Below are 21,960 nucleotides of genomic sequence, written 5' to 3' on the forward strand. Positions count from 1 at the left end.
CAGCGCCCGCTCAGGCGATCCACTATCAGCCTGCGATATGCAATCAGCGCGGCGTGATGTGGGCGCACGCCGATTAGCTTATGAGAAATCAGTCCAACCGCGCGCCGATGGGTGCGCTAACTTGGAGCGCCTCGACAGAGCGCCAGGAAACCGCCATGTCCACGATCGCAGCATCCGATCCATTCGCCGATCATCTCAACCCCTTCGATGCCGATCTGCAACGCGAGCCGGTCTCGCGTTTCGGCGTGCCCGACGAGACGCGCCTGCCGCCGCACGTCGCGTCGATCCACGCGAAGTTCCGCAGACAGTACGGCTTCGTGCCGAACTGGCTCGCGGCGCTCTCGGTCAATCCCGATACCGCTTATCGGCTCGTCACGTTCTACGAGCATCTTTTCGATCCGCACCGCAGTCATCTGACGGCCGCGGAGCGCGAACTGATCGCGGTGGTCACGTCGGCCGCGAACGAGTGCAGCTACTGCGTGTTCAATCACACGCAGGCGCTTGCGAACGTGCTGGGCGATACGGTGCGCGCGCAGCGCATCGCACAGGGCTTTCGTCATGTGCGTCTTTCGGTGAAGGAGGCTGCGCTCGCGGAAATCTCGGAGCGTCTCACGCGCGAGCCGGGCGGCATTCGCGAAGAAGATCTTCAATCGCTGCGCTCGATCGGCTTCACGCAGCAGGCCGTGACCGAGGTGCTGGAGATATCGGCGTTCTTCAACTATGCCAATCGGTTGACGATCGCACTGAACGTGGTGCCGGACGATCAGTTTTTTGCGGGCCGCGATCTCAGGCGTGCGTGAAGCCGGCCGCTCGTTCAAGCGCGTTTTTGCGGCTTGCAGTACCTTGACGCAATCCGCCACTCGTTCATCACCGACGCGATGTCAACCACCCGACAACTCCATCTGGGCGCGTTCATGCGGCCGGTCAGCCTGCATACCGGCGCGTGGCGCTTTCCGGGTGCATGGCCCGACGCCAACTTCAATTTCAGCCATCTCAAACGATTCGTGCAGACGCTCGAAAGCGCCTGCTTCGATGCGTTCTTCATGGCCGATCACCTCGCCGTGCTCAACATGCCGGTAGACGCGTTGAAGCGCAGCCATACCGCGACGTCGTTCGAGCCGTTCACGCTGCTTTCCGCGCTCGCCGCCGTGACCGAACGCATCGGGCTGATTGCCACGGCATCGACCACCTTCGACGAGCCGTATCACATCGCGCGGCGCTTTGCGTCGCTCGATCATCTGAGCGGCGGGCGCGCGGGCTGGAACCTCGTCACCACGTCGAACCCCGACGCCGCGCGCAACTTCGGCCGCGAGGAACACATGGAGCACGACGAGCGTTATCGCCGCGCGCACGAGTTCTACGATGTCGTCACCGGCCTCTGGGATAGCTGGGCCGATGACGCCTTCGTGCGCGACACCGAAAGCGGCCTGTTCTTCGATCCCGACCGGCTGCACGTCCTCGACCACAAGGGCGCGTATCTGTCGGTGCGCGGCCCGCTGAACATCGCGCGGCCGGTGCAGGGATGGCCGGTGGTCGTGCAGGCGGGATCATCGGAAGCGGGCAGGCAGCTCGCCGCCGAAACCGCCGATGCGGTCTTCACCGCGCAGCCGAATCTAGCCGCGGGCAAGCGTTTTTATGCCGATGTCAAAGGCCGCATGGAACGCGTCGGCCGCGCGCGTGAGCATCTGAAAATTCTGCCGGGCGCGTTCGTCGTGGTGGGCGACTCGCGCGACGAAGCGCAGGAGAAGCGGGGGCTGCTCGATACCTTCGTGCATGACGACAGCGGCTTCGCGTCGCTGTCGATCGCGCTCGGTCACGATGTCTCGTCGTTCGACCCGGATGGTCCCTTGCCCGAGATTCCCGAGACCAACGCGAGCCGGAGCGCGCGCGAGCGCGTGATCGACATGGCGCGCGCCGAAGGGCTCACCGTGCGTCAACTGGCGCAGCGCGTCGGCGGCTATTCCGGCTTGCAGATGGTCGGGACCGCGACGGATATCGCCGATCAGATGGAGCAATGGCTCGTCGAAGAAGCCAGCGACGGCTTCAACGTGATGTTTCCGTATCTGCCCGCAGGCCTGGATGACTTCGTCACGAAGGTGGTGCCCGAGTTGCAGCGGCGCGGCATTTTCCGGCGCGCCTACGAAGGGGCGACCTTGCGGGAGCATCTCGGCTTGCCGAGGCCCGCCAACCGCTTCTTCGAGCATCGCTGATTCGAAGGCGCCCGGCGAAATGCGCTTCGTCACAGATAAGCGCCCCATTCTCGCGTTGCTGACCGGGCGGCATGGCGCTCACGAATAGAACGACGGCTTCGGAATCCGCCCGTTGAGCGCCCAGTCTCCCAGCTCGCGCACCTTGTAGTCGATCGGATCGTGCAGCGTATGTACCCGCACGTTGCGCCAGAAGCGGTCGAGGCGCAATGCCGCGGTGGTCGAGCGTGCGCCCGTCACTTCGAACATGCGATGCGCGACGTCCAGCCCCGCGCGCGCCGCCGCGACCTTGGATGCCGCCACCGCGACGGCCACTTCGCCCCGCTCATGTTCGGTCAGATCGAGCCCGCGCGACCACGCCTGATCGAATGCCTGCATCGCGCGCTCGACGAAGAGCCGCGCCCCTTCGAGCGCGAGCCAGAAGTCGCCGTAATGCGCGAGCACGTAGGGATCGTCGGCGGGACGCTCGGCGGCCGATGCGATCCACGGCCGCGTCTGCGCGAGCGTCGCGGCGCGCGCGGCCTGCAACGCGCCTTCGCCGATGCCCAGATAGATGTGGCTCAGGATCGACTGTGCGAGCAGCGGCTGCAGCGTGGCGAACGGGCTGGAGAGCGGTCCGGGCTGAAGCAGCAGTTCGTCCGTCGCGATGGGTACGCGCTCGAACACCACCGTGCCGCTGTCGGTCTGACGTTGCCCCATGTTGTCCCAGTCGTCGAGCACGGTGATGCCCGCGCGATTCGTCGGCGTCACACCGATGAGGAGCCGCCCGTCGCCGTCGAAAGCGGAGGCGAGCAGCTGGTCCGAATCGCGAGCGCCGGAACAGAAACTCTTGCGGCCGTCGAAGACATGGCCGCCGGCGCCATCGGGTAGCGCACGCGTGCTCTTGTCGAGCGGATTGAGCGCATTGCCCCAGAACCATCCTTGCGCGACGGTTTCGCCGAGCCAGCGACGGATCTGCACGGCGCTTGCGAACAGACGGATCGTTGCCAGTTGCAGGTGATGGAACGCGAACAGATGCGCGAGCGAGCTGTCGACCTGCGCCATGCGCCGCACGACATCGAGGGTCGTCGACCAGCTGGCGCCGTCGCCGCCGAACTCCACCGGCACCGAAAGCCTGAGCAGGCCGCTCTCGCGCAGCAGGTTGCGCTCGTGAAAGGCAGTGCCGCCCGACCTGTCGCGCGCGGCGGCCGTGGTTGCCCATTCATGCAACACCGCATTGAGCGGCTCGAGCCATGCGGCGTCTTCGGTACGATTCATTGCGCTTTTCTCCTGATCGTGATGGTTTTGGCTATGCAGAAAACCATGGATTGATTCGTCGGTTCTGGCTTTTCGTGGCTCGTTCGTATGCTTGCGGCGGATCATCGACGACCCCTGCGGCGCTCCCAGCGAAGGCGTGCGGCGAAAGTGAAGGCCTATGACAAAGTTTCGCCGATCACGAGCCGGCGCGCTCGCCAATGCGTTGAGCGGCGCGCTCGTTGTTTCTCCGGCGCGCCGCCCGATCCGGGACGTGTCCCCGTGCGCCAAATGCCGATATGGCAATTCCTTATCGATAGAAATTGGATCGCCATGAGCACACCCGGCGTTAGCATGAGCATCCTTTCTACTCTGTCTTTCGTTCATTCAAGCGATGTCCAAACTTCCCCGTTTCGGCGTCTGGGCGCTCGTGCATGGCAGCCGCGCGGCGCTGCAGGATCCCGCGGAGCCGTACGACGCCTCGTGGACGCGCAACAAGGCGCTCGTGCTCGAGGCCGAGCGCCTCGGTTATGACGCCGTGCTCGTCGCCCAGCATACGATCAATCCGCACGATGCCTCGCTCGATCAGCTCGAAGCGTGGACATCGTCGGCGGCACTGGCGGCGCTCACCTCGCGCATCGAGATCATCGCCGCGATCAAGCCTTATCTCTATCATCCGGTCGTGCTCGCGAAGATGGCGCAGCAGATCGAGCACATTAGCGGCGGGCGCTTCGCGATCAACCTCGTGAACGCGTGGAATCGTCCGGAGCTCGAACGCGCGGGCATCGGCTTTGCCGAGCACGACGAGCGCTATGCGTATGGCCGCGAGTGGATCGCCGTCGTCGAAGCCTTGTTGCGCGGCGAAGCCGTCACGCATCGCGGCGACCACTTCCGTATCGATGATTACCAGTTGCGTCCCGCCGATCCGTTCCGCGCGCGTCCGCGCATCTATGTCGGCGGAGAGTCGGATCCGGCGCGCTCGCTCGTGGCGGCGCATGGCGACGTGTGGTTCATCAACGGCCAGCCGCACGACGACGTCGCCGCCCTGATCGCCGATGTCTCCGCCCGCGCGCGTCCGGCAGGCCGCGACGCCTTGCGCTTCGGCCTGTCGGCGTTCGTGATCGCTCGCGACACGCAGGACGAAGCGCAGGCGCATCTCGAACATCTCTTCGCGCTGGCGGAACTCGACAAGCCGCTGCGCGAACGGCAGAAAGCCAATACCGATCCGAAGGCGGTCATGCACCAGACCTTCGCGCGCTCGGCGCGGGTCGGGTCGAACGGCGGCACGGCGGCGGATCTCGTCGGCGATTACGATACGGTCGCGCGGCGCATCGTGGATTTTCATCGTGCGGGGATCGAACTGTTCATGCTGCAGTTCCAGCCGTTCGAGGCCGACATGGGCCGCTTCGCACACGAAGTGATGCCGCGCGTGCGCCGTCTGGTGGGCGGCTGAGCACGCGGTCCGCTCGCCGCGTCGGTCGCGCGCGAGCGGACACGTCACGCACGATCAGAAGAACGCGCCCGTGGGCGGCAGTCGCCCGCTCAGCAGGTTCTGCCCGAGCAGACGCTCCTTGTAGAGCCGCGGATTGTGCGAGGCGATCACCTTGATGTTGCGCCAGTGCCGGTCGAGCGCGCCGATGCGCGAGACGACCGAGCCCGAGCCGAGATCGATCAGCCAGCTCGCGATCTGCGGGGCGAGATCGTCGATCACGACTTTCGCTTCGGAGGCCGCGAGCGTGGCGGCGAGCGTGGTTTCGTATTCGTCGCGCGTGCCGTGGGCATCCCATGCGCGCTGCAGGGCGCCGACCGCGCGGTCCGCGGTCGCCTCGACGCTCGCCGCGTACGCGCGAATACGGCCGAGCAGCGATTGCAGCACGGGTTCGCCGGCGGGATGCGCGGCTTCGCCGTGATAGAAGTTGCGCCCGCGCGCGCGCAGCACGTCGACGGCGTCCAGCGCCACGCGCCGCACGATGCCCGCGATGCAGTTGGTCAGATAGACCTGATGGAAGGTGTAGCCCCACGGCGCCGCTTCGTCGGACTTCGGCGGGTCCGTCGGGTAGAGGTGGGCGGCTGGCACCGTCACGTCGCGAAACCGCGCCGTGCCCGAGCCTGTCAGGCGCTGGCCAAAACCTTGCCAGTCATCCTCGTCGCTGACGCCTTCGCCGCGATCGAGCACGTATTGCACGGTGCGGCCTGCGCGACTCTCCACCGCGAGTCCGATGAACGCGTCGTTGTACAGATTGCCCGTGGCGTAGACCTTGTCGCCCGAGCCTACGTAGACGTCGCGCGATGCGTCCCATTCGAGCCGGCTCAGCACCTTCGTCGGGCGCGCGCCGGCCGCTGTCACGTCGCTGTCGACGAAGCTGAGACCGATGGTCTTCTTCTGCCCGGCGAGTTCCAGCACACGCGCATGAAAGGGATGCTCGCGCCGTCTGAGCGCGGCCTCCACTTGCCACAGATGATTGCGGAACGCATGGGCGATGTTCGAGTCCGCTGCGGCCACATCGCGCGCGAGCGCGAGCAATTCGCGCAGCGACACGCCCCGCCCGCCTGCATCGACGGGAAGACGCAGCGCGCCGAAGCCGAGCGCCTTGAGACTTGCGATTTCCTCGTGCGGCAGGCGATGCGCGCGTTCGCGTTCCGCGGCGGTCGCGGCGATATCGCCGATGATCTGCGCGAAGCCGAGGGCTGCGGACAATGGCGAGACGAGCGTGGGTCCGCCGCTCGCGGGATAGGTGAGCTCAGACATGATCGTGCGTTCCTCGAATCAGACCTTGATGCTGTAATCCGCGACCTTGATGCGCGAATTGATGATCTTGCGTTCCGCGAGCCAGTCGGCGGCGCGCTGAAACTGCGCGATGAAAGCGGCGTCGTCGGGCTCGTGGAACTGATTTACGCGCTTGAGGCTCGCCAGATAATCGCGCACCTGGTCCGGATACTTGCCTTCGCGCTGAACGAGAAGCTCGGCGTCGGCGGAATGCGCGGACTGCCATGCGCCTTCGACGTAGTACGCATCGATCACCGCGCGGATCAGCTCGGCGTTCTCTTCGGTGAACTTCCGGCGCGTCACGAGCGAGCTGTAGTCGATCAGGAAGTCCAGATCGCGGCCTTCGTTGAAGATGTCCTTCGCGTCATTCGAGAAGCGCGAGATGTCGACGCCCGGCGACCACATCGACCATGCGTCGACCTTGCCTTGCGCGAAAGCCGGTGCGGCGTCCGGCGGATTCAGATAGACGAACTGGACTTTGTCCCGATCGACGCGATGCTTTTCCAGCGCCGCGATGAGCAGAAATTCGCCGAGCCCGGAACGGTTGACGGCCACCTTGCGGCCCGCCAGATCGGCAACCGAACTGATCCCGCTCGACTTCTTCGCGATGATGGCCGTCGAACGCGGCGAATAGATATCGAACGCGTTGAAGACGATCGGCGAGCCGGCGAGCATCGCGGCGAGCGCGGGTGTCGTCGATCCCCAGAAACCAAAGTCGGCGCTGCCGCCGACCACGGCCTGAATCGACGGCGCATGGTTCGGAAACGGGCCGATCCATTCGACCTTGATGCCTTTGGCGGCGAGCGTTTTTTCGAACACGCCGCGCTGCTTGGCGATGTCGGGCAGGCTGCCGTAGCCCCAGCCGATGCGCACCGTGTCGGTATTGCGCGTGAGCTTGCGCGGCTCGGCCGCCTGCGCCGGGAAAAGTCCGCTGGTGGCGACGCCGGCCAGCAGGCCACCCGCCGCGCGCAACAACTGGCGGCGGCTCAGCGAAGAATCAGTCATGCTTTGAGGTCCTTCTGGTTGTGCGGGAAAGAGGTCAGTGAGTTCGGACACCCAGCTCGGCGAGCAGGATGGGCCGCAGCGCCAGCGGCGCGTGGTCTTTGGGCTGGAACGCAGCCGCGATGCGCCCGGCGCGCATCACGAGAATCCTGTCGGCGAGCGTGAGCGCTTCATCGACGTCATGCGTCACGATCAGCACGCCGGGTTGATGGAGCGCGACGAGTTCCTTGACGAGGCCGTGCATCCGGATGCGCGTGAGTGCATCGAGCGCCGCGAACGGCTCGTCGAGCAGCAGCAGCGCGGGATCGTGAATGAGTGCCCGCGCGAGCGCCACCCGCTGCGCCTGACCGCCCGACAGATTGCGCGGCCAGTCGTCCTCGCGTCCGGCGAGTCCGACTTCGGCCAGTGCGCGCGCCGCGCCGTCGCGGCCGATCGTGTTCTCGTGACCGAGCGCGACGTTCTGCCATAACGGCGCCCAGGGCAGCAGGCGAGGCTCCTGGAACACGACGGAGGGGCGCGCCGGCGCGCGGATCGTGCCCGCGTCGGGCCGATCGAGCGCCGCCAGCGCGCGCAGCAGCGTAGTCTTGCCGCATCCGCTTTCACCGAGCAGCGCGACGAATTCGCCTTTGCGGATGTCGAGATCCAGCGCATCGATGACGACACGGCTGCCATAGCGCCGCTGTAGTCCGCGCACCGATACGGCCATTGAAGACGATGCGCCGACGCGCTCGCGGGACAGAACCTGGCTCTGCGTCACTTGCGCGCTCCTTTGGCGTAGTTCGCGTGCCACGAGAGGTAGCGGGCTTCGAGCAGGCGCACGAGCGCGTCAGCGACGACGCCGATGATCGCGTAGATGATCACGGTCAGCAGGATGACGTTGGTGTTCAGGAATTCGCGGGCGTCCATCGCCAGAAAGCCGATGCCTTTGGTCGTCGCGAGCGTCTCCGCGATGACGAGCGCGAGCCACGCGTGGGCGAGCGCATAGCGCACGCCGGTCAGGATGGAAGGCATCGCGCCGGGAAGAATGATTCGCCGCACGACCGCGATGCGGTCCATGCCGATCACGCGGGCAAGTTCCATCAGCTTCGGATCGATCTGCCGGATGCCGAGCATGGTGTTGATGTAGATCGGAAAGAGTACCGCGAGCGCGACCAGGAAAATCTTCGCGACTTCGCCGACGCCGAACCAGACGATGACGAGCGGCAGCATCGCCAGAAAAGGAATCGCGCGCACCATCTGGATCGAGCGATCGAAGAGCGCCTGCGCGAACGGCGAGAACCCGACGACGACGCCGAGCGCGAGACCGATCGTGCCGCCGATGACGAAGCCTGCCGCGGCGCGCACTAGCGAGACGCCGAGATGAACGAAGAGCTCGCCGTTCCTGCCGAGATTGACGGCGGTGTCGAAGACGCTGCTCGGGGCCGGGAGCACCTGCGGCGCGATCAGTCCGATGCGCGATGCGGCTTCCCATGACTGGACGACGATCGCGGGAATGGCCCAGGAAAGCCATCGGTAGAGCACGACTCTCGAAATGCCCGCACGCGGCGCATGCGAAGTCACATAGCTGTTGCGGGTGGAAGTCAGGTCAGCCATTTCATTTCCGTATCAGCCATGAAGGACGGGGGCTCCGATGAACGTTATCCGCGAGTCGGGCAGGAGAGCTTCTTATTAGAAGCCGTCGAACGGCGCGACGACAAACGTTTTATTGTTCTTTGCTTTTCAGTGTTCCTGTGCGCCGCTGCCATTGCGCATCGGCTGAATTGCATTTCAGTTTTCGTCGCGGCAGCTAAGCACATTTCCTTGGTTCGCGCGCATCGCTCACGGCGTGAGAATGCGTGAGCACCGCATGGCGGCCGCGCTGCGCCAGACCATTTCTTTTTGCTGCTCTCCTCATTCCGATTCCATGAAGGCGTCCAATTCGCATCGCCGGCCATACGCTGCCGGAAAGCTCACTCTGGTGGCCTGCGCGGCCGCCGCGCTCGTTCTGCTGGGCGGCTGCAAGCCTCGCGAAGAGCGGGCGCAATCGTCGCAGACGCCGGTCGCGCAGAGCGGCCGGCAAGAAGTGGCGTACTTCAAGTATCCCGACAACCCGGCGTTCGATCTTGTCTATCTCGCCGACAAGCTCGGCTATTTCGAAGGCACGAGCACGCGGCCGAAGTATGTCGGCAAGATCGCCGCGCCGCAGATCATTCCGCTCGTCGGCACGGGCGAGATCGACTTCGGCACACGCATGGTGCCGCTCGTCATCTCCGCGATCGCGAGCGGCGCGGATATCAAGGTCGTGTCCGCGGGCGGCGAGACGCTCCCCGATGCGCCGCATATGAAGTACTTCACACGCAAGGACTCGGGCATTCGCGGACCCAGGGACTTCGAGGGCAAGACGGTGGCGTTCAACAGCTTCGGCGCGTGCGCGGAATTCGTGACGAAGAAGTATCTGTCGCAGCACGGCGTGGACGTGTCGAAGGTCAACTGGCTCGTCGTGCCCGACAACCAGTCGCAGCAGGCGCTCGTCACGAAAAACGTGGATATCGCCATCATTCACCCGCCTTTCTCCGGCGCTGCCGAGGCCGATCCGCAACTGCACAAGCTGTGGAGCGACTGGGACGAGGACGGCGGCCTCGGCGGCATGGCGCCCTACAGCGTGAACGGCGCATTCGCACGCGCGCATCCACAGGCCGTGAAGGATTTCGTGACGGCGATCGCGAAAGCCGGCAACTGGGTCAACGCGCATCCCGACGAGGCGCGCAAGCTCACGGCGGAGCGGCTCGGCATCGACGTGAAGCTGGTCGAGCGCTATGCCTACGTGAAGGATCTCGTGGTGACCGAGCCGCCGATCCAGTACTACATCGACATCCTGGAGCAGGCCGGAAAGATACCGAAGGGCAAGGTGCAGGTGAAGGACGTCTACACGAACCAGTACAACCCGTTCGCCGCGAAGCAGTCACAGGCGAATGCGACGCCGGTCGCGAACGGAAGGCCCTCATGAGCGGGACACGCGCGGCACGCGACAAGATCGTCGTGCGCGATCTGTCGCTCACCTACGTCAACGAGGCGACGGCGTCGAGCCATACCGTGCTCGACGCCTTCGACCTGCGCGTGCGCGAGGGCGAATTCCTGGCTGTGCTCGGTCCGAGCGGCTGCGGCAAGTCGACCCTGCTCAACCTCCTCGCGGGCCTGAGCGCGCCGACCTCGGGCCGGATCACCGTCGATGGCGAGCCTGTCGGCGGCGCGCGCAACAAGCTCGGCTTCGTGTTTCAGGGCTATGCGCTGTTTCCGTGGCGCACGGTGCGCAAGAACGTCGAAACCGGACTGGAGATTCGCGGCGTGAAGCGGGCGCAACGGCGCAGCGAGGCAGAACGCTTCCTGCGTCTCGTCGGCCTGCTCGATTTCGCGGATCACTATCCGCATCAATTGTCGGGCGGCATGCGGCAGCGCGTGGCGATCGCGCGGGTGCTCGCCTACGGTCCCGAGATCCTGCTGATGGACGAGCCTTTCGGCGCGCTCGATGCCCAGACGCGCGAGTCGTTGCAGCACGAGTTGCTCGGCATCTGGGAGCAGAGCGCGAAGACGGTCGTGTTCGTCACGCACAGCATCGACGAAGCGATTTTTCTGGCGGACCGTGTTGCCATCGTCGGGCGCGGGCCAGGACGCGTGAAGGAGATCATCGATATCGATTTGCCGCGTCCGCGTCCGGCATCGGTACGACACAGCGCCGCGTTTGTCGCGCTGCGCCAGCGCGCGTGGGCGAGCCTGAGCCATGAGCTGGACGATGCGCGGGGCGCGCCGCGTGAGCTCGTCGCCGAAACACTGACGGGGGCGTGAAAAGTGGCGGAACAAGAGACATTGAACGAGCTGCCCGTCTTGCTGGGCGCAAAGCGGAGCGTTGCGCGCGGGGCAAGGCGCGGGCGCGGCGTGAACCTTTCGTTCGCGTTCGAGCGCTCGATCGCGCTGATCGTTTTTGCGGTGTTGTGGGAAGTGCTGCCGCGCTCGGGCATCGTGAGCACGGCCTATTTGAGCCCGCCCTCACAAGTGGCGCTCGCGATCGCGCGCCTGTTCGATAGCGGCGACGTGTGGACGCATCTCGGCGCGAGCGCGCTGCGCTCCATCAGCGGCCTTTTGCTGGCCATCGCGGGCGGCGTCGTGTCGGGCTTCGCGCTGGGATGGTTTCGCCGCGCGGAAAGAATCATCGATCCGCTCTATCAGCTGCTGCGCCAGGTGTCCGCGTTCGCGCTGTTTCCGGTGTTCATGCTGTTCCTCGGCATCGGCGAGTCGTCGAAGATCGCCATCATCGTGTGGGCCGCATTCTGGCCGGTGCTGCTCAATACCATCTCGGGCGTGAAGCAGGTGGAGCGCGTGTTCATCGATTGCGCGCGCTCGATGGGCGCCTCGCAGGGCTTCATCTTCGCCAAGGTGGTGCTGCCCGCCGCGCTGCCCGAGATCCTGACCGGCATCCGGCTCGCGGGCGCATACAGCATCACGGCGCTGGTCGCGGCGGAGATGATCGGCGCACGCTCCGGGCTCGGCTTCTACACGCTCAATTCGCAGGAGACGTTCCAGATTCCCGACATGTACGCGGGCATCGTGCTGCTCGCGCTGTTCGGCCTGCTGATCAACAAGAGTCTTTCGCTGCTCGAGCGGCGCCTGCTGCGCTGGCGTGTGGGGCTCGCGCAAAATGGCTAGGAGCGCGCTCGCGGCGCTTCCGGGTCACGGCAGACGCCTGCGCTGGCTCGCCCTCGCGGTCATGGCGATGGTGGCGCTCTCGTCGTTGCCGCTGCGCGATGCATGGCGCAATCGCCCGGGAGATGACCGGCCTTTCGCCGCTGCGCTCACACGCGGAACGCTGATCGTCGCGGTCCCGTCGCGGCCCGCGCCGACGCTCAACGTCGGCCGGGTCGATCATTTCGCGCGCGTACCGGACGGCTTTGCCGCGGCGCTGGCCGAAGACATCGGACAGCGCGCGGGACTGCCCGTCACCCTGCTGCTCGCCGGGCCGGGCGAAGCCGCAGACGCGCTGCGATCGGGCCGCGCGGATGTCGCCGTCGCGGGGCTCGCGTTCGGCGCCGAACCGTTGCTCGCCTATGCGCCGAGCCCCTATACGTCCGGACGCGGCACGGCGCTCGTGCTTCGGCGCGGCACGGTGCGCGACTGGGGCGATCTCGCGGGAAGCCTGATCTGCGTCTCGCACGGCAGTCCGTTCGCGCGGGAGGCCGCGCGCCGCGCGCATGCGGGCGTACAGGCGTTCGACCGTCCGCTCGATGCGTTGCTGGCCTTTCAGGCGGGGGAGTGCGCGGCGCTCGTCGACGACGAGTATGTGATCCGGCAGTTGCTCAGGCAGCCCGACTGGGCGTATTACCGGCGTCTGCCCGGCACGGTCGCGGCTGCGCCCGCCTTCATCGCGACGCGCATCGGCGATGCCGCGACCACTGCGTTCACGGAACGGATCGTCGAGAGCTGGCGGCGGCAACGCTGGCTCTCGACGGTGCGCGAAGATCAGGCGACACGCCTCGCATTCGACATGTTCAACGCCCAGAACGATCTCTATTGCCACTGAGCGGGCGGGGCGTGGCTACCCCGAACGCACGACGACCACCAGAAACGATCGAACATGACTCAACGAAACGGACATCTGCATCTCGGCGCGTTTCTCTATCCCACGGGCCATCATATCGCCGCGTGGCGGCATCCTCATGCGAGCGCCGATGCAGGCAGCAATTTCGCCCACTATGCCGAGCTTGCGCAGGCGGCGGAAGCGGCGAAGTTCGATCTGATTTTTCTCGCCGACGGCACGGGGACGCGCGGCGACGATCCGCAATTCCTGAGCCGCACCGCCCACAGCTACGTCGCGCAGTTCGAACCGGTCACGCTTCTTTCAGCGCTTGCCGCAATCACGCGGCGCATCGGTCTGGTCGGCACGGCGTCGACCTCGTTCAACGAGCCTTATCACATCGCGCGCAAGTTCGCGTCGCTCGATCACATCAGCGGCGGGCGCGCGGGCTGGAACCTGGTCACGTCATCGAGCGAGCATGAAGCGCGCAACTTCGGCTTCGACGAGCATCTCGCGCATGCAAGGCGCTACGAGCGTGCGGACGAATTCGCGGATGTGGTGTCGGGTCTCTGGGATAGCTGGGACGAAGACGCCTTCCTGCGCGACAAGGCGTCGGGGCGTTACTTCGATCCGGACAAGCGCCACGTGCTCGATCATCGCGGGGCGTTTTTCAAGGTGCGCGGGCCATTGAACGTCGCGCGCTCGCCGCAGGGACATCCGGTGACCGTGCAGGCGGGCTCGTCGGAGGCGGGCAAGGAACTCGCCGCCCGCACCGCGGAAGTGATATTCACGGCGCAACAGACGCTCGACGACGCCGTCGCGTTCTACGCCGACGTCAAGGGCCGCATGGCCCGCCACGGTCGCCATCCGGACTCGCTCAGGATCATGCCGGGCGTCATGCCGATCGTCGGCCGCACGGAGGCGGAGGCGCGCGCGAAGTTCGACGAGCTGCAGACGCTCATCGATCCTGTCGTGGGCCTCGCGATGGTCTCGACGCTGACGGGCGGCTTCGATCTGTCGGCGTACCCGCTCGACGGACCGATTCCCGAATTGCCCGAGACCAACGCAAGCAGAAGCCGGCAGACGCTAATGATCGAACTGGCGCGCCGCGAGAATCTGACGATCCGCGAGCTATATCGCCGGATCGCCGGCGCGCGCGGACACTGGCAACTCGTCGGCACGCCTGCGCAGATCGCGGATGCGCTGGAAGAGCGGTTCGTGCACTACGGCGCGGACGGATTCAACGTGATGCCCGCGCTGCTGCCCGATTCGCTGAACGATTTCATCGAACTGGTGCTTCCGGAGTTGCGGCGGCGCGGACGTTTTCGCAGTGAATATGAAGGCCACACGCTGCGCGAGCATCTCGGTCTAAAGCGGCCGGTGTCGCGTTACGCGAGGCGGGATGACCCTCTTTCACGTCGGCCGGAGACTGACGACAGGCTTCACGCCGTCTGACCTACCGAAGCATCGTCGGCGCGCGTCCTACTTGCGGGAACGATAACGCCGATCGAGAAAACTTCTGACCAGTGCCGCAATCTCGTTCGGTTTATCGTTGAGCGCGAAGTGCCCCGCCTCGATTATGTGAACGTCGGCGTCGGGCAGATCGCGCTCGTAGGCGGGAACCTCGGCGAGTTGAAAGGACGGATCGTACTTGCCCCACACGATCAGAGTCGGCGGCTGATGCTCGCGCAGCCACGCCTGCCATGCCGGATAACTCGCGACATTGGTCTGATACGAATAGAACAGATCGGTCTGGATATCGGCCTGGCCCGGACGGCTCAGGAACGCATATTCATCGGTCCAGCGATCCGGATCAATCTGCTCCGGATGCGGGTTCGTTCCCACATGACGCTGGCGCGTCGCTTCGAGCGAAAGAAAGTTCTTGCGAAGCGCCGCCTCGTTCGATACGCGATCCTTCCAGAATGCCCGACGCGGTTCCTACAACGGACCGAGCCCTTCTTCGTGCGCGACGGCGTTCTGAACGATCAGCGCATCGACGCGCTCCGGATTGCGCACGGCGAGGCGCATGCCGATCGGGCCGCCGTAATCCTGCACGTAGAGCGTGTAATGCGTGAGTCCGACCGCTTCGGTGAAATGCGCCGTGATCTCGGCGAGATGATCGAAGGTATAGGCGAAAGTCTTCGCATCGGGTGCATCGCTGTGGCCGAAACCCGGGTAGTCGGGTGCGATCAGATGGTAGCGATCCGACAGGCGCGACAGCAAAGGCTCATACATGCGCGACGACGATGGAAAGCCATGCAGCAGAAGCAGCGTCGGCGCATCGGGATTGCCCGCTTCCCTGTAGAAGATCGAAAGCCCATCGACCTGCTTCGTTCGGTAGAGGATGGAGCGGTCGGTTGCCGTGCGCTTTGCAGCCGACGATGCGGCCTCGCTTGCCGGGCTGATCATGGCAAGCATCGCGCAAAGCGCAGTTAGTTTCAGAGCACGGTACATATGAAGTCCCTTGAAGGATGATTGAAACCTGGACCGCCTCGAGTCCATGCGCCAACCGCTCGCTTCGCCCAATTCAGCGTAGCGTCGTCGCAGGCGTAATTCGATCGTCGCACGCCTCGCGGCCGTCGTGCAGCGGTCCCGCAAAACTCTGATTCGGTGCACGCATTGATAGCCACGGAACATCAATAGTTGAAAAAATTGCACTTTTGGTTTCAGCCGGTTTGCGTGAGTATCCGTACTCAAGATTCCAGCGAAATTGGAACGTAAGTAAAACGCATCGGAGACACGCCATGCACGTCGCACGACACATTCAACGCGGCTAACGATTGCCGCTCGAGGCCGCCCGGTCTCGCGGCCCAGCCTTAACGCATACCAGACATCCGAACCCGAGCGTCAAATGGCGCGGCGGCCGCGTCGTCACGTCTGGCTCTCGTCCAAACACCCGTTTCTTTTCTATCGCAATGCCTTCAGGAGACAAACTTCATGCAAATCACCGGAATGTTGCACGGCGCGCGCCTGTTGCAATTCGTCGGATTCCCGGCGAGTGAAATCCTCGGTCCGAGCGCCAGCGAAGAGGAGATCAAGACGTTGATCGATCGTCATCGGCAGATCTTCATCAAGCCCGTCTTCAAGGGAGGCGTCGGAAAGAAGGGCAAAGCGGGCTTGCTCGGCCGCGCTACGGATCTCAAGACCGCGTTGAGCGAAAAAGAACGGTTGTACTTCGCCGAACACACTGTCGGCCATCTGAAAGCGAAGGCAAATGGTGTGACGTTCGAAGCCGGCGTGCCGGCCGAGCACGAAGTTTATTTCTCGATCACCGATTCAACCCGCTTTCGCGCACCGACGATGACCCTCTCGCACAAGGGCGGCATGGACATCGAAGAGGTCGATCCGAAGCATGTGGCGATGGTGCCTTTCGACGCGTTGACGGGCCTGAAGGCGTTCGTCGTGGCAAATGCGCTGAGCGAGATCGGCGCGCCGAAGGAGATCATCTCGCCGCTCGTGCAGCAGTTGCCGAAACTCTGGGAGCTCTTTCACGACTTCGGCATGACGACGCTGGAGCTCAATCCGATCCGCATGCGCGAGGACAGGAACGGACGCCTGACGCCGGTCGCATGCGACTTCAAGTGCGGCTTCGATCGCGACGATCCGCGCTGGACGCGCCTTGGACTCCCGCAACACCTGTTCGCCGCCGACTACTCCGACTTCGAGCAGGAGATCAATCAGTTGCGCACGCATCAGGGCCAAAGCGATGTGTACGTGATCAACGACAAGGGAACGATCCTCGCGCCGACCTTTGGCGGGGGCGCCAACTCGCTCGTCACCGAAATGCTCGGCGACGCCGCGATCATTTCGTCGGATTTCGGTGGCAATCCACCTTACGCGAAGATGAAGGAAGTGGCCCGTATCTGCTTCAGGCATTGGCTCAGGCAATCGAACGTGCTTTTCATCATCGGCGGCAAGTCGAACAACACCGACATCTTCGAGACGTTGCGAGCGATGGCCGATGCCCTTCGCGAACACTTCAGCGAGCATGGACCGACGCCGCTCTACGTGGTGCTCGGCCGTGGCGGGCCGAACCTTGTGCGCGGCATGGCGGCGTTGAGAGACACCTGCGACTCGCTCGGGTTGCCTTACAGACTTTTCGGATTCGACTCCGACATCAGCGAAGTCATCCAGTACGCCCGAAAGGCGGATGCGTGGATGCGTGAGGGTGGCCGGGCCGAGATCGCAGCACGGATCGGCGCGACCGTGAAGACAGCCGAAACGGCTCAGGCTTGAGGAGTACGACATGCATAAGCAACACAGCAAACCGTTCAACTATTTCGTCGGCGTCAACTCGCTCGCGCAGATCGCCACACGCGACGATCGCGTGTGCGTGCTCAACATTCTGGGGGGCGAGTCGTCGGACGTGACGCCCGTCAGCCACGCCTTCTCGGGCGGCAATATCGTCTTCGGTACGGCACCGGGGAAGGGCGGGAAAACGCTCGCGACACCGATCGGCGATATCCCGGTGTACAACAACGTCCGCGAAGGGCTGGAGGCCGGGCACCGTTTCAATTGCGGCGTGGTGTACCTGCCGCCATCGGCTGCGCGCGACGGCGTCGCCGAACTGATTCGCGTCAATCCAGAGCTTAAGAAGATTTTCATCATCACCGAGAAGATCGCTGTGCACGACGCCCGCGAAATTCGAGCGATGGGCCAGCAAGCCGGCATCGACATCTTTGGGGCGAACGGGCTGGGGGTCGCGGACTCGTGGAATCGCGTGAGGATCGGCGGAGCGCTCGGCGGCGACAATCCGGACGATTCGCTGCGCAAAGGGTCGATCGCGATCTTCTCCAACTCAGGCGGATTCAGCACGACGATCGCGCAATATTTGCGCATGAGCGGCTGGGGCACATCGACCGTCATTTCGAGCGGCAAGGATGTCTACATCCACTACGCCGCGCCGGAGTTTGCATTTGCACTCGCCAACGACGCGCGCAGCAAGGCCGCCGTGCTCTATTGCGAACCGGGCGGCTATTACGAAGCCGACGCGACGTTCACGAAGCCGGTAGTCGCCTGCGTGGTGGGCCGATGGAAGGGCCGCCTGACGCGTGCGGTCGGTCATGCAGGCGCGATGGCCGGCGGTTCCGATGACGCGCAGGCGAAAGAACGCTGGTTCATGGAGAAGTTCGGCGTCGACCGGCTCTTCACGCCTGACGATCCTTGCTGCTCGGCAAAAGGCGCGGTCGTGACGAACATCGCGCATATCCCGGCGGCGCTGACGGCCGTCATGCGCGCCAACGCGACGATGCCCGACTTCGAGCCCGAAGGCAGCCTCGCGCTCAAGCCGTGGTTCGGCTCAGACCAGGGCATCGAGCTGCCCTCCGGTCTTGCGATTCCCGTGGTCGGTGCGGTCGCTCCGTACGACGAGCAAGTCTTGCAGGTCAACAGCCAGATCGGGGCGGTCGCGCCGCGTCAATCGCTCAAGGACGCATCGGGCGCATCGCAGATGGATGCGAAGACGCAAGTCAGCAGCCTGCACGGAACGTCGATGCTCGACGCCGCGACGCGCTCACTCGAAGCGAACGTGAATCTCGCGCTGCTGCACGAACCCGGCGGCGAGAACGACGAAAAGCTGATCAACGTGGCGGTCGCGGCATCGGTCAATCTGCATGGAACGCCGGAGCTCGTCGCGGCTCAGGCGGCGCGAGAGGCGGGCAATGCACCCAACGCGATTCTGGCGGCTGCGGCATCGATCGTCGGGCCGAATCGTCAGCGCGCCGCGCGCGATGCCGCCCAATGGTTGATCGACCACTTCTCGGCTGCGGGCCTCACGAATGCGCTCGACGACAGCTTCGATATCGGCCAGATCGACGGCACCGGCAGCGAGCCGCTCTTCACGGACGCTCGCGATCCGCGCGCCGAGGCGATGCTCGCGGGACTTGCGAGGCGCGGCGCCAAGTCCGTATTGATCCGCTGGCTCACGTCGCAGCCGGCGCACCCGACGGCGGACGCCGTGCTCGCCGCGATCACGACCACGCTGGCGTGGGGGCCGCTCATGCGCAAGCGCGTGTCGCGCGTGACCGCCGAGAGCCTGCCTTGGTGGACCATGTTGTTCGGACGATTGATCGGCGCTTCGGCCGATGCATCTCGTCACGCCCCGGGAGGCTTCTGCGGCTTCACCACCGAATCGCTCCTGAACGAACGCAGCCTCACCGAAATTTGCTTCGCCGCATTGCTCGATCTCGAACCCGGCCCCGACGATCTGTTCGCCTTCAAAACGCTCGCGGGGCTGCTGCTCACCAACGGTCCCGGAGCCATTTCGGCGCAAGGGGCGAAAGGCGCCGTATCCGCCGACGGTCCCGAAAGCCCCGAGCGCGTGCAACTCAACAAGGCGCTCGTCGGCTTCCTTTCGCATACCGGCTATACGCATGGCGGCAACGGCTACGAGGGAATCGCCTTTTTGATCGAAGCGTTCCGCGACACGCCGCTCAGCGATCCGTCGGACGCCGGCCACGGCGTGGATCTGCGCAAGCTGGCCGCGCGCGCGGTGGAGCATTACGCGCAATACAAGGCGCGCAAGAAGAACGCGGGCAGCCTGGACATCGCGAAGCTGCCAGGGGTCAATCATCCGGTGTTCAAGGACAGGCCCGTCAATCATGACCCGCGCGAAGTGTTCATCGCAAATCTGTGCGAGCAACGCGGGGAATACAACGCGTTCCATGCGTTCTATCGCGAGCTCGTGCAGGCGCTGTTCGATGCCGGCGTGTCGCGCAACGTGTATTGCGTGAACGTCGATGCGGTGATCGCGGCGCTGCTGCTCAAGATGCTGTGGCAACCGCTGCGACGCGGCGATCTGGCGGAGTCGGATCTGGAAACTGCCGCGTTCACGATCTTCCTGTATCCCAGGATGCTCGGCTGCGCGGCGGAAATCGACGATCACCTGAACCGTGGACGCAACATGGACACGCGCACGCCCGCTTCCCAGTGCCGCTTCGTCGCCTGAACGGGAAGCCGGCAGCGATGCGTGCATTGATAATCAGCGCACATCAATCGTTCCGAAAATAGCACTTATCGTTTTGCGCCGTTCGGGCGAGTATTCGACAAACAATAAATCGCCCGGACACCAAGTCGAAATTTCTGGAGACACCTCGATGCATCCCTCTTCAACCACCTCTGCCCCCGGCCAATCGAAGACATCCGCCGTACTGCGCGTGACGGCCGGCAACTTCCTGGAGCAGTTCGATTTCTTCCTGTTCGGGTTCTACGCCACGCAGATCGCCGCGGTCTTTTTTCCCGCGGGAAGCGAGTTCGCTTCGCTGATGATGACGTTTGCCGTGTTCGGCGCCGGTTTCCTGATGCGTCCGCTGGGCGCGGTCATTCTCGGCGCGTATATCGACGATGTGGGCCGGCGCAAGGGCCTGATCGTCACGCTGTCGATCATGGCGAGCGGCACCATCCTGATCGCGTTCGTGCCCGGCTATGCGACGATCGGACTCTTCGCGCCGGCGCTGGTTCTGATCGGCCGTCTGCTGCAAGGCTTCTCGGCGGGTGCGGAACTGGGCGGCGTATCGGTCTATCTCGCCGAAATGGCGACACCGGGACGCAAGGGCTTCTTCACGAGCTGGCAGTCCGCCAGCCAGCAAGTTGCGATCGTGGTGGCGGCAGCGCTCGGCTTCGCGCTCAATCAATGGCTCGACACGGCGACGATCGCCGCGTGGGGATGGCGCGTGCCGTTTTTCGTCGGCTGCATGATCGTGCCTTTCATCTTCATTCTTCGGCGCAATCTCGAGGAAACGCGGGAATTCAAGCAGCGCCAGCATCGACCGAGCATGAAGGAAGTCTTTGCGACGCTCGTGCAGAACTGGACTGTCGTGATCGCCGGGGTGCTGCTGGTCGCAATGACCACCACGAGCTTCTATCTCATCACCGTCTATGCGCCGACCTTCGGCAAGACGGTCCTGCATCTGAGCACCGCCGACAGTCTGCTCGTCACGCTGTGCGTGGGCATCTCCAACTTCATCTGGCTGCCGATTGGCGGCGCGCTGTCAGACCGCATCGGACGCCGTCCGCTTCTTCTTGGAATGACGATCCTCGCTATTGCGACCGCCTATCCGGCGCTTTCGCTCCTCGCTCACGCGCCGAGCTTCGTCAACATGCTGCTCGTGCTGTTGTGGCTCTCGTTCATGTACGGCATGTACAACGGCGCGATGGTTGTCGCGCTCACCGAAGTGATGCCGGTCGACGTGCGTGTCGCCGGATTCTCGCTTGCCTACAGCCTCGCGACGGCGGTTTTCGGCGGCTTCACGCCAGTCATCTCGACCGCGCTCATTCACATGACAGGCGACAAGGCCGCGCCCGGCTACTGGATGAGCTTCGCCGCGGTGTGCGGACTCGGAGCAACGCTGGCACTGTATCGTCGCCGTTCCGTTCCGCTGCATGCGGCGTCCTGAATCATCGCATCTCTTCCAGACATGAAATCCATCCTTCTGAAATTCTGCACCGCCGCGCTGCTCGGCAACGCCGTCGCCGCGGCGAACGTACAGGCCGCCGATCTGCATGTGATGAGTTCGGGTGGCTTTACCGCGGCGTACAAGCTGCTCGGACCGAAGTTCTCGGCATCGACGGGCGATACCCTAGACACCGCGCTCGGCCCGTCGATGGGCAAGTCGCCGGAGGCCATTCCAAACCGTCTTCAGCGCGGCGAGCCTGCGGACGTGGTGATCATGGTCGGCTATGCACTCGACGACCTGATCAGGCAGGGCAAGGTAATGCCCGACTCGCGTGTGGAGCTCGCGGACTCGCGCATCGGCATGGTTGTGCGCGACGGTGCGCCGAAGCCTGACATCGGGTCCGAGGCGGCGCTCAAGGAAACCCTGCTGCGCGCCCGGTCGATCGCGTATTCGGACAGCGCGAGCGGCGTCTATATCGAGCGCGAGTTGTTCAAGCGGCTCGGTATCGAAGAGCAGGTGAAGGCCAAGGCGAAGATGATCCCGAAGATCCCGGTGGCCTCCGTGGTGGCGACCGGCGATTACGAAGTGGGCTTTCAGCAGGTGAGCGAGTTGCTTCCGGTGAAGGGCGCCGCGTACGTCGGCAAGATTCCGGAGTCGATGCAGTCCGTCACGCGCTTTGCGGCCGGCATTCCCGTTGGCGCGCAACATCCGAAGGAAGCGAAGGCGCTGCTCGACTATCTCGCGTCGCCCGCCGTGCAGCCGGAGGTGATATCGACCGGACTCGATTCCGTCGCCGCGCATTGAGAAGAGCGC

Annotated in this window: 18 protein-coding genes and 1 pseudogene; 13 read left to right on the plus strand and 6 right to left on the minus strand. The window is 64.5% G+C overall.

The annotated features are described in order from the left end of the window. Positions 1 to 155: 155 nt before the first annotated feature. A complete protein-coding gene (locus tag NCT32_RS26200) occupies positions 156 to 800 on the plus strand; it encodes a peroxidase-related enzyme (protein ID WP_061116412.1) in 645 nt (214 codons plus the stop codon). A 78-nt stretch (positions 801 to 878) separates the two neighbouring features. Beyond that, complete coding sequence (locus NCT32_RS26205) at positions 879 to 2,210, plus strand: LLM class flavin-dependent oxidoreductase (protein ID WP_061116540.1); 1,332 nt, start codon at positions 879 to 881, stop codon at positions 2,208 to 2,210. A gap of 78 nt (positions 2,211 to 2,288) precedes the next feature. On the opposite strand, the gene NCT32_RS26210 is transcribed toward NCT32_RS26205, so the two are convergent. Beyond that, positions 2,289 to 3,464: an acyl-CoA dehydrogenase family protein gene (locus NCT32_RS26210; protein WP_250490627.1), complete on the minus strand. Its 1,176-nt coding sequence runs from the start codon at positions 3,462 to 3,464 to the stop codon at positions 2,289 to 2,291. A gap of 370 nt (positions 3,465 to 3,834) precedes the next feature. On the opposite strand from NCT32_RS26210, the gene NCT32_RS26215 reads away from it, so the two are divergent. Next, a complete protein-coding gene (locus NCT32_RS26215; protein WP_061116413.1) occupies positions 3,835 to 4,893 on the plus strand; it encodes an LLM class flavin-dependent oxidoreductase in 1,059 nt (352 codons plus the stop codon). Positions 4,894 to 4,947: 54 nt separating this feature from the next. On the opposite strand, the gene NCT32_RS26220 is transcribed toward NCT32_RS26215, so the two are convergent. The 4 genes from NCT32_RS26220 to NCT32_RS26235 are packed head-to-tail and all read right to left on the minus strand — an operon-like array spanning position 4,948 to position 8,802. Beyond that, complete coding sequence (locus tag NCT32_RS26220) at positions 4,948 to 6,189, minus strand: acyl-CoA dehydrogenase family protein (protein ID WP_250477838.1); 1,242 nt, start codon at positions 6,187 to 6,189, stop codon at positions 4,948 to 4,950. Positions 6,190 to 6,207: 18 nt separating this feature from the next. Beyond that, entirely contained in the window at positions 6,208 to 7,212 is a 1,005-nt protein-coding gene (locus NCT32_RS26225) for an NrtA/SsuA/CpmA family ABC transporter substrate-binding protein (protein WP_061116415.1), read from the minus strand. 34 nt (positions 7,213 to 7,246) lie between these two features. Then, complete coding sequence (locus tag NCT32_RS26230) at positions 7,247 to 7,915, minus strand: ABC transporter ATP-binding protein (protein ID WP_096031947.1); 669 nt, start codon at positions 7,913 to 7,915, stop codon at positions 7,247 to 7,249. Positions 7,916 to 7,962: 47 nt separating this feature from the next. Next, complete coding sequence (locus tag NCT32_RS26235; RefSeq protein WP_061116417.1) at positions 7,963 to 8,802, minus strand: ABC transporter permease subunit; 840 nt, start codon at positions 8,800 to 8,802, stop codon at positions 7,963 to 7,965. Between the two features lie 18 nt (positions 8,803 to 8,820). On the opposite strand from NCT32_RS26235, the gene NCT32_RS26240 reads away from it, so the two are divergent. The 6 genes from NCT32_RS26240 (at position 8,821) to NCT32_RS26265 (ending at position 14,209) form a co-directional block, all read left to right on the plus strand. Further along, positions 8,821 to 9,048 (plus strand): hypothetical protein, encoded by a 228-nt coding sequence (locus NCT32_RS26240; RefSeq protein ID WP_143756274.1) that lies wholly within the window; start codon positions 8,821 to 8,823, stop codon positions 9,046 to 9,048. Positions 9,049 to 9,112: 64 nt separating this feature from the next. Next, positions 9,113 to 10,195 carry an ABC transporter substrate-binding protein gene (locus NCT32_RS26245; protein WP_086960721.1) on the plus strand — a complete coding sequence of 361 codons (1,083 nt, stop codon included), beginning with the start codon at positions 9,113 to 9,115 and terminating at the stop codon, positions 10,193 to 10,195. Then, positions 10,192 to 11,031 carry an ABC transporter ATP-binding protein gene (locus NCT32_RS26250; RefSeq protein WP_061116419.1) on the plus strand — a complete coding sequence of 280 codons (840 nt, stop codon included), beginning with the start codon at positions 10,192 to 10,194 and terminating at the stop codon, positions 11,029 to 11,031. Before NCT32_RS26245 ends, NCT32_RS26250 begins: the two co-directional genes overlap by 4 nt. Before the next feature lie 90 nt (positions 11,032 to 11,121). Further along, positions 11,122 to 11,889: an ABC transporter permease gene (locus tag NCT32_RS26255; RefSeq protein WP_061116542.1), complete on the plus strand. Its 768-nt coding sequence runs from the start codon at positions 11,122 to 11,124 to the stop codon at positions 11,887 to 11,889. Beyond that, positions 11,882 to 12,760, plus strand: a complete 879-nt coding sequence (locus NCT32_RS26260) for a transporter substrate-binding domain-containing protein (RefSeq protein WP_250490628.1) — start codon at positions 11,882 to 11,884, stop codon at positions 12,758 to 12,760. The genes NCT32_RS26255 and NCT32_RS26260 overlap by 8 nt, the downstream gene beginning before the upstream one ends. A gap of 54 nt (positions 12,761 to 12,814) precedes the next feature. Then, on the plus strand, positions 12,815 to 14,209 hold the full coding sequence (locus NCT32_RS26265) for an LLM class flavin-dependent oxidoreductase (protein ID WP_061116421.1): 1,395 nt from the start codon (positions 12,815 to 12,817) through the stop codon (positions 14,207 to 14,209). Positions 14,210 to 14,236: 27 nt separating this feature from the next. Here NCT32_RS26265 and NCT32_RS26270 read toward each other — a convergent pair. Then, positions 14,237 to 15,172, minus strand: a pseudogene (locus NCT32_RS26270) (alpha/beta fold hydrolase). 519 nt (positions 15,173 to 15,691) lie between these two features. On the opposite strand from NCT32_RS26270, the gene NCT32_RS26275 reads away from it, so the two are divergent. The 4 genes from NCT32_RS26275 (at position 15,692) to NCT32_RS26290 (ending at position 21,951) form a co-directional block, all read left to right on the plus strand. Beyond that, complete coding sequence (locus tag NCT32_RS26275) at positions 15,692 to 16,990, plus strand: ATP-grasp domain-containing protein (RefSeq protein ID WP_061116422.1); 1,299 nt, start codon at positions 15,692 to 15,694, stop codon at positions 16,988 to 16,990. Positions 16,991 to 17,000: 10 nt separating this feature from the next. Beyond that, positions 17,001 to 19,700, plus strand: coding sequence for a CoA-binding protein (locus NCT32_RS26280; RefSeq protein ID WP_250490629.1), 2,700 nt, complete (start codon positions 17,001 to 17,003; stop codon positions 19,698 to 19,700). Between the two features lie 148 nt (positions 19,701 to 19,848). Further along, positions 19,849 to 21,147 (plus strand): MFS transporter, encoded by a 1,299-nt coding sequence (locus NCT32_RS26285; protein ID WP_061116424.1) that lies wholly within the window; start codon positions 19,849 to 19,851, stop codon positions 21,145 to 21,147. 21 nt (positions 21,148 to 21,168) lie between these two features. After that, positions 21,169 to 21,951: a substrate-binding domain-containing protein gene (locus tag NCT32_RS26290; protein WP_061116425.1), complete on the plus strand. Its 783-nt coding sequence runs from the start codon at positions 21,169 to 21,171 to the stop codon at positions 21,949 to 21,951. Positions 21,952 to 21,960 lie beyond the last annotated feature (9 nt).

This window comes from Caballeronia sp. INML2 (assembly GCF_023631365.1).
GTDB lineage: Bacteria > Pseudomonadota > Gammaproteobacteria > Burkholderiales > Burkholderiaceae > Caballeronia > Caballeronia turbans.

Bases quoted from the DNA above. Each gene is read 5' to 3' on its own strand.
- NCT32_RS26285 (WP_061116424.1), top strand. From the start codon at position 19,849: ATGCATCCCTCTTCAACCACCTCTGCCCCCGGCCAATCGAAGACATCC.
- NCT32_RS26225 (WP_061116415.1), bottom strand. From the start codon at position 7,212: ATGACTGATTCTTCGCTGAGCCGCCGCCAGTTGTTGCGCGCGGCGGGT.
- NCT32_RS26265 (WP_061116421.1), top strand. From the start codon at position 12,815: ATGACTCAACGAAACGGACATCTGCATCTCGGCGCGTTTCTCTATCCC.
- NCT32_RS26230 (WP_096031947.1), bottom strand. From the start codon at position 7,915: ATGGCCGTATCGGTGCGCGGACTACAGCGGCGCTATGGCAGCCGTGTC.
- NCT32_RS26215 (WP_061116413.1), top strand. From the start codon at position 3,835: ATGTCCAAACTTCCCCGTTTCGGCGTCTGGGCGCTCGTGCATGGCAGC.
- NCT32_RS26235 (WP_061116417.1), bottom strand. From the start codon at position 8,802: ATGGCTGACCTGACTTCCACCCGCAACAGCTATGTGACTTCGCATGCG.
- NCT32_RS26210 (WP_250490627.1), bottom strand. From the start codon at position 3,464: ATGAATCGTACCGAAGACGCCGCATGGCTCGAGCCGCTCAATGCGGTG.
- NCT32_RS26220 (WP_250477838.1), bottom strand. From the start codon at position 6,189: ATGTCTGAGCTCACCTATCCCGCGAGCGGCGGACCCACGCTCGTCTCG.
- NCT32_RS26245 (WP_086960721.1), top strand. From the start codon at position 9,113: ATGAAGGCGTCCAATTCGCATCGCCGGCCATACGCTGCCGGAAAGCTC.
- NCT32_RS26290 (WP_061116425.1), top strand. From the start codon at position 21,169: ATGAAATCCATCCTTCTGAAATTCTGCACCGCCGCGCTGCTCGGCAAC.
- NCT32_RS26250 (WP_061116419.1), top strand. From the start codon at position 10,192: ATGAGCGGGACACGCGCGGCACGCGACAAGATCGTCGTGCGCGATCTG.
- NCT32_RS26200 (WP_061116412.1), top strand. From the start codon at position 156: ATGTCCACGATCGCAGCATCCGATCCATTCGCCGATCATCTCAACCCC.
- NCT32_RS26240 (WP_143756274.1), top strand. From the start codon at position 8,821: ATGAAGGACGGGGGCTCCGATGAACGTTATCCGCGAGTCGGGCAGGAG.
- NCT32_RS26260 (WP_250490628.1), top strand. From the start codon at position 11,882: ATGGCTAGGAGCGCGCTCGCGGCGCTTCCGGGTCACGGCAGACGCCTG.
- NCT32_RS26205 (WP_061116540.1), top strand. From the start codon at position 879: ATGTCAACCACCCGACAACTCCATCTGGGCGCGTTCATGCGGCCGGTC.
- NCT32_RS26275 (WP_061116422.1), top strand. From the start codon at position 15,692: ATGCAAATCACCGGAATGTTGCACGGCGCGCGCCTGTTGCAATTCGTC.
- NCT32_RS26280 (WP_250490629.1), top strand. From the start codon at position 17,001: ATGCATAAGCAACACAGCAAACCGTTCAACTATTTCGTCGGCGTCAAC.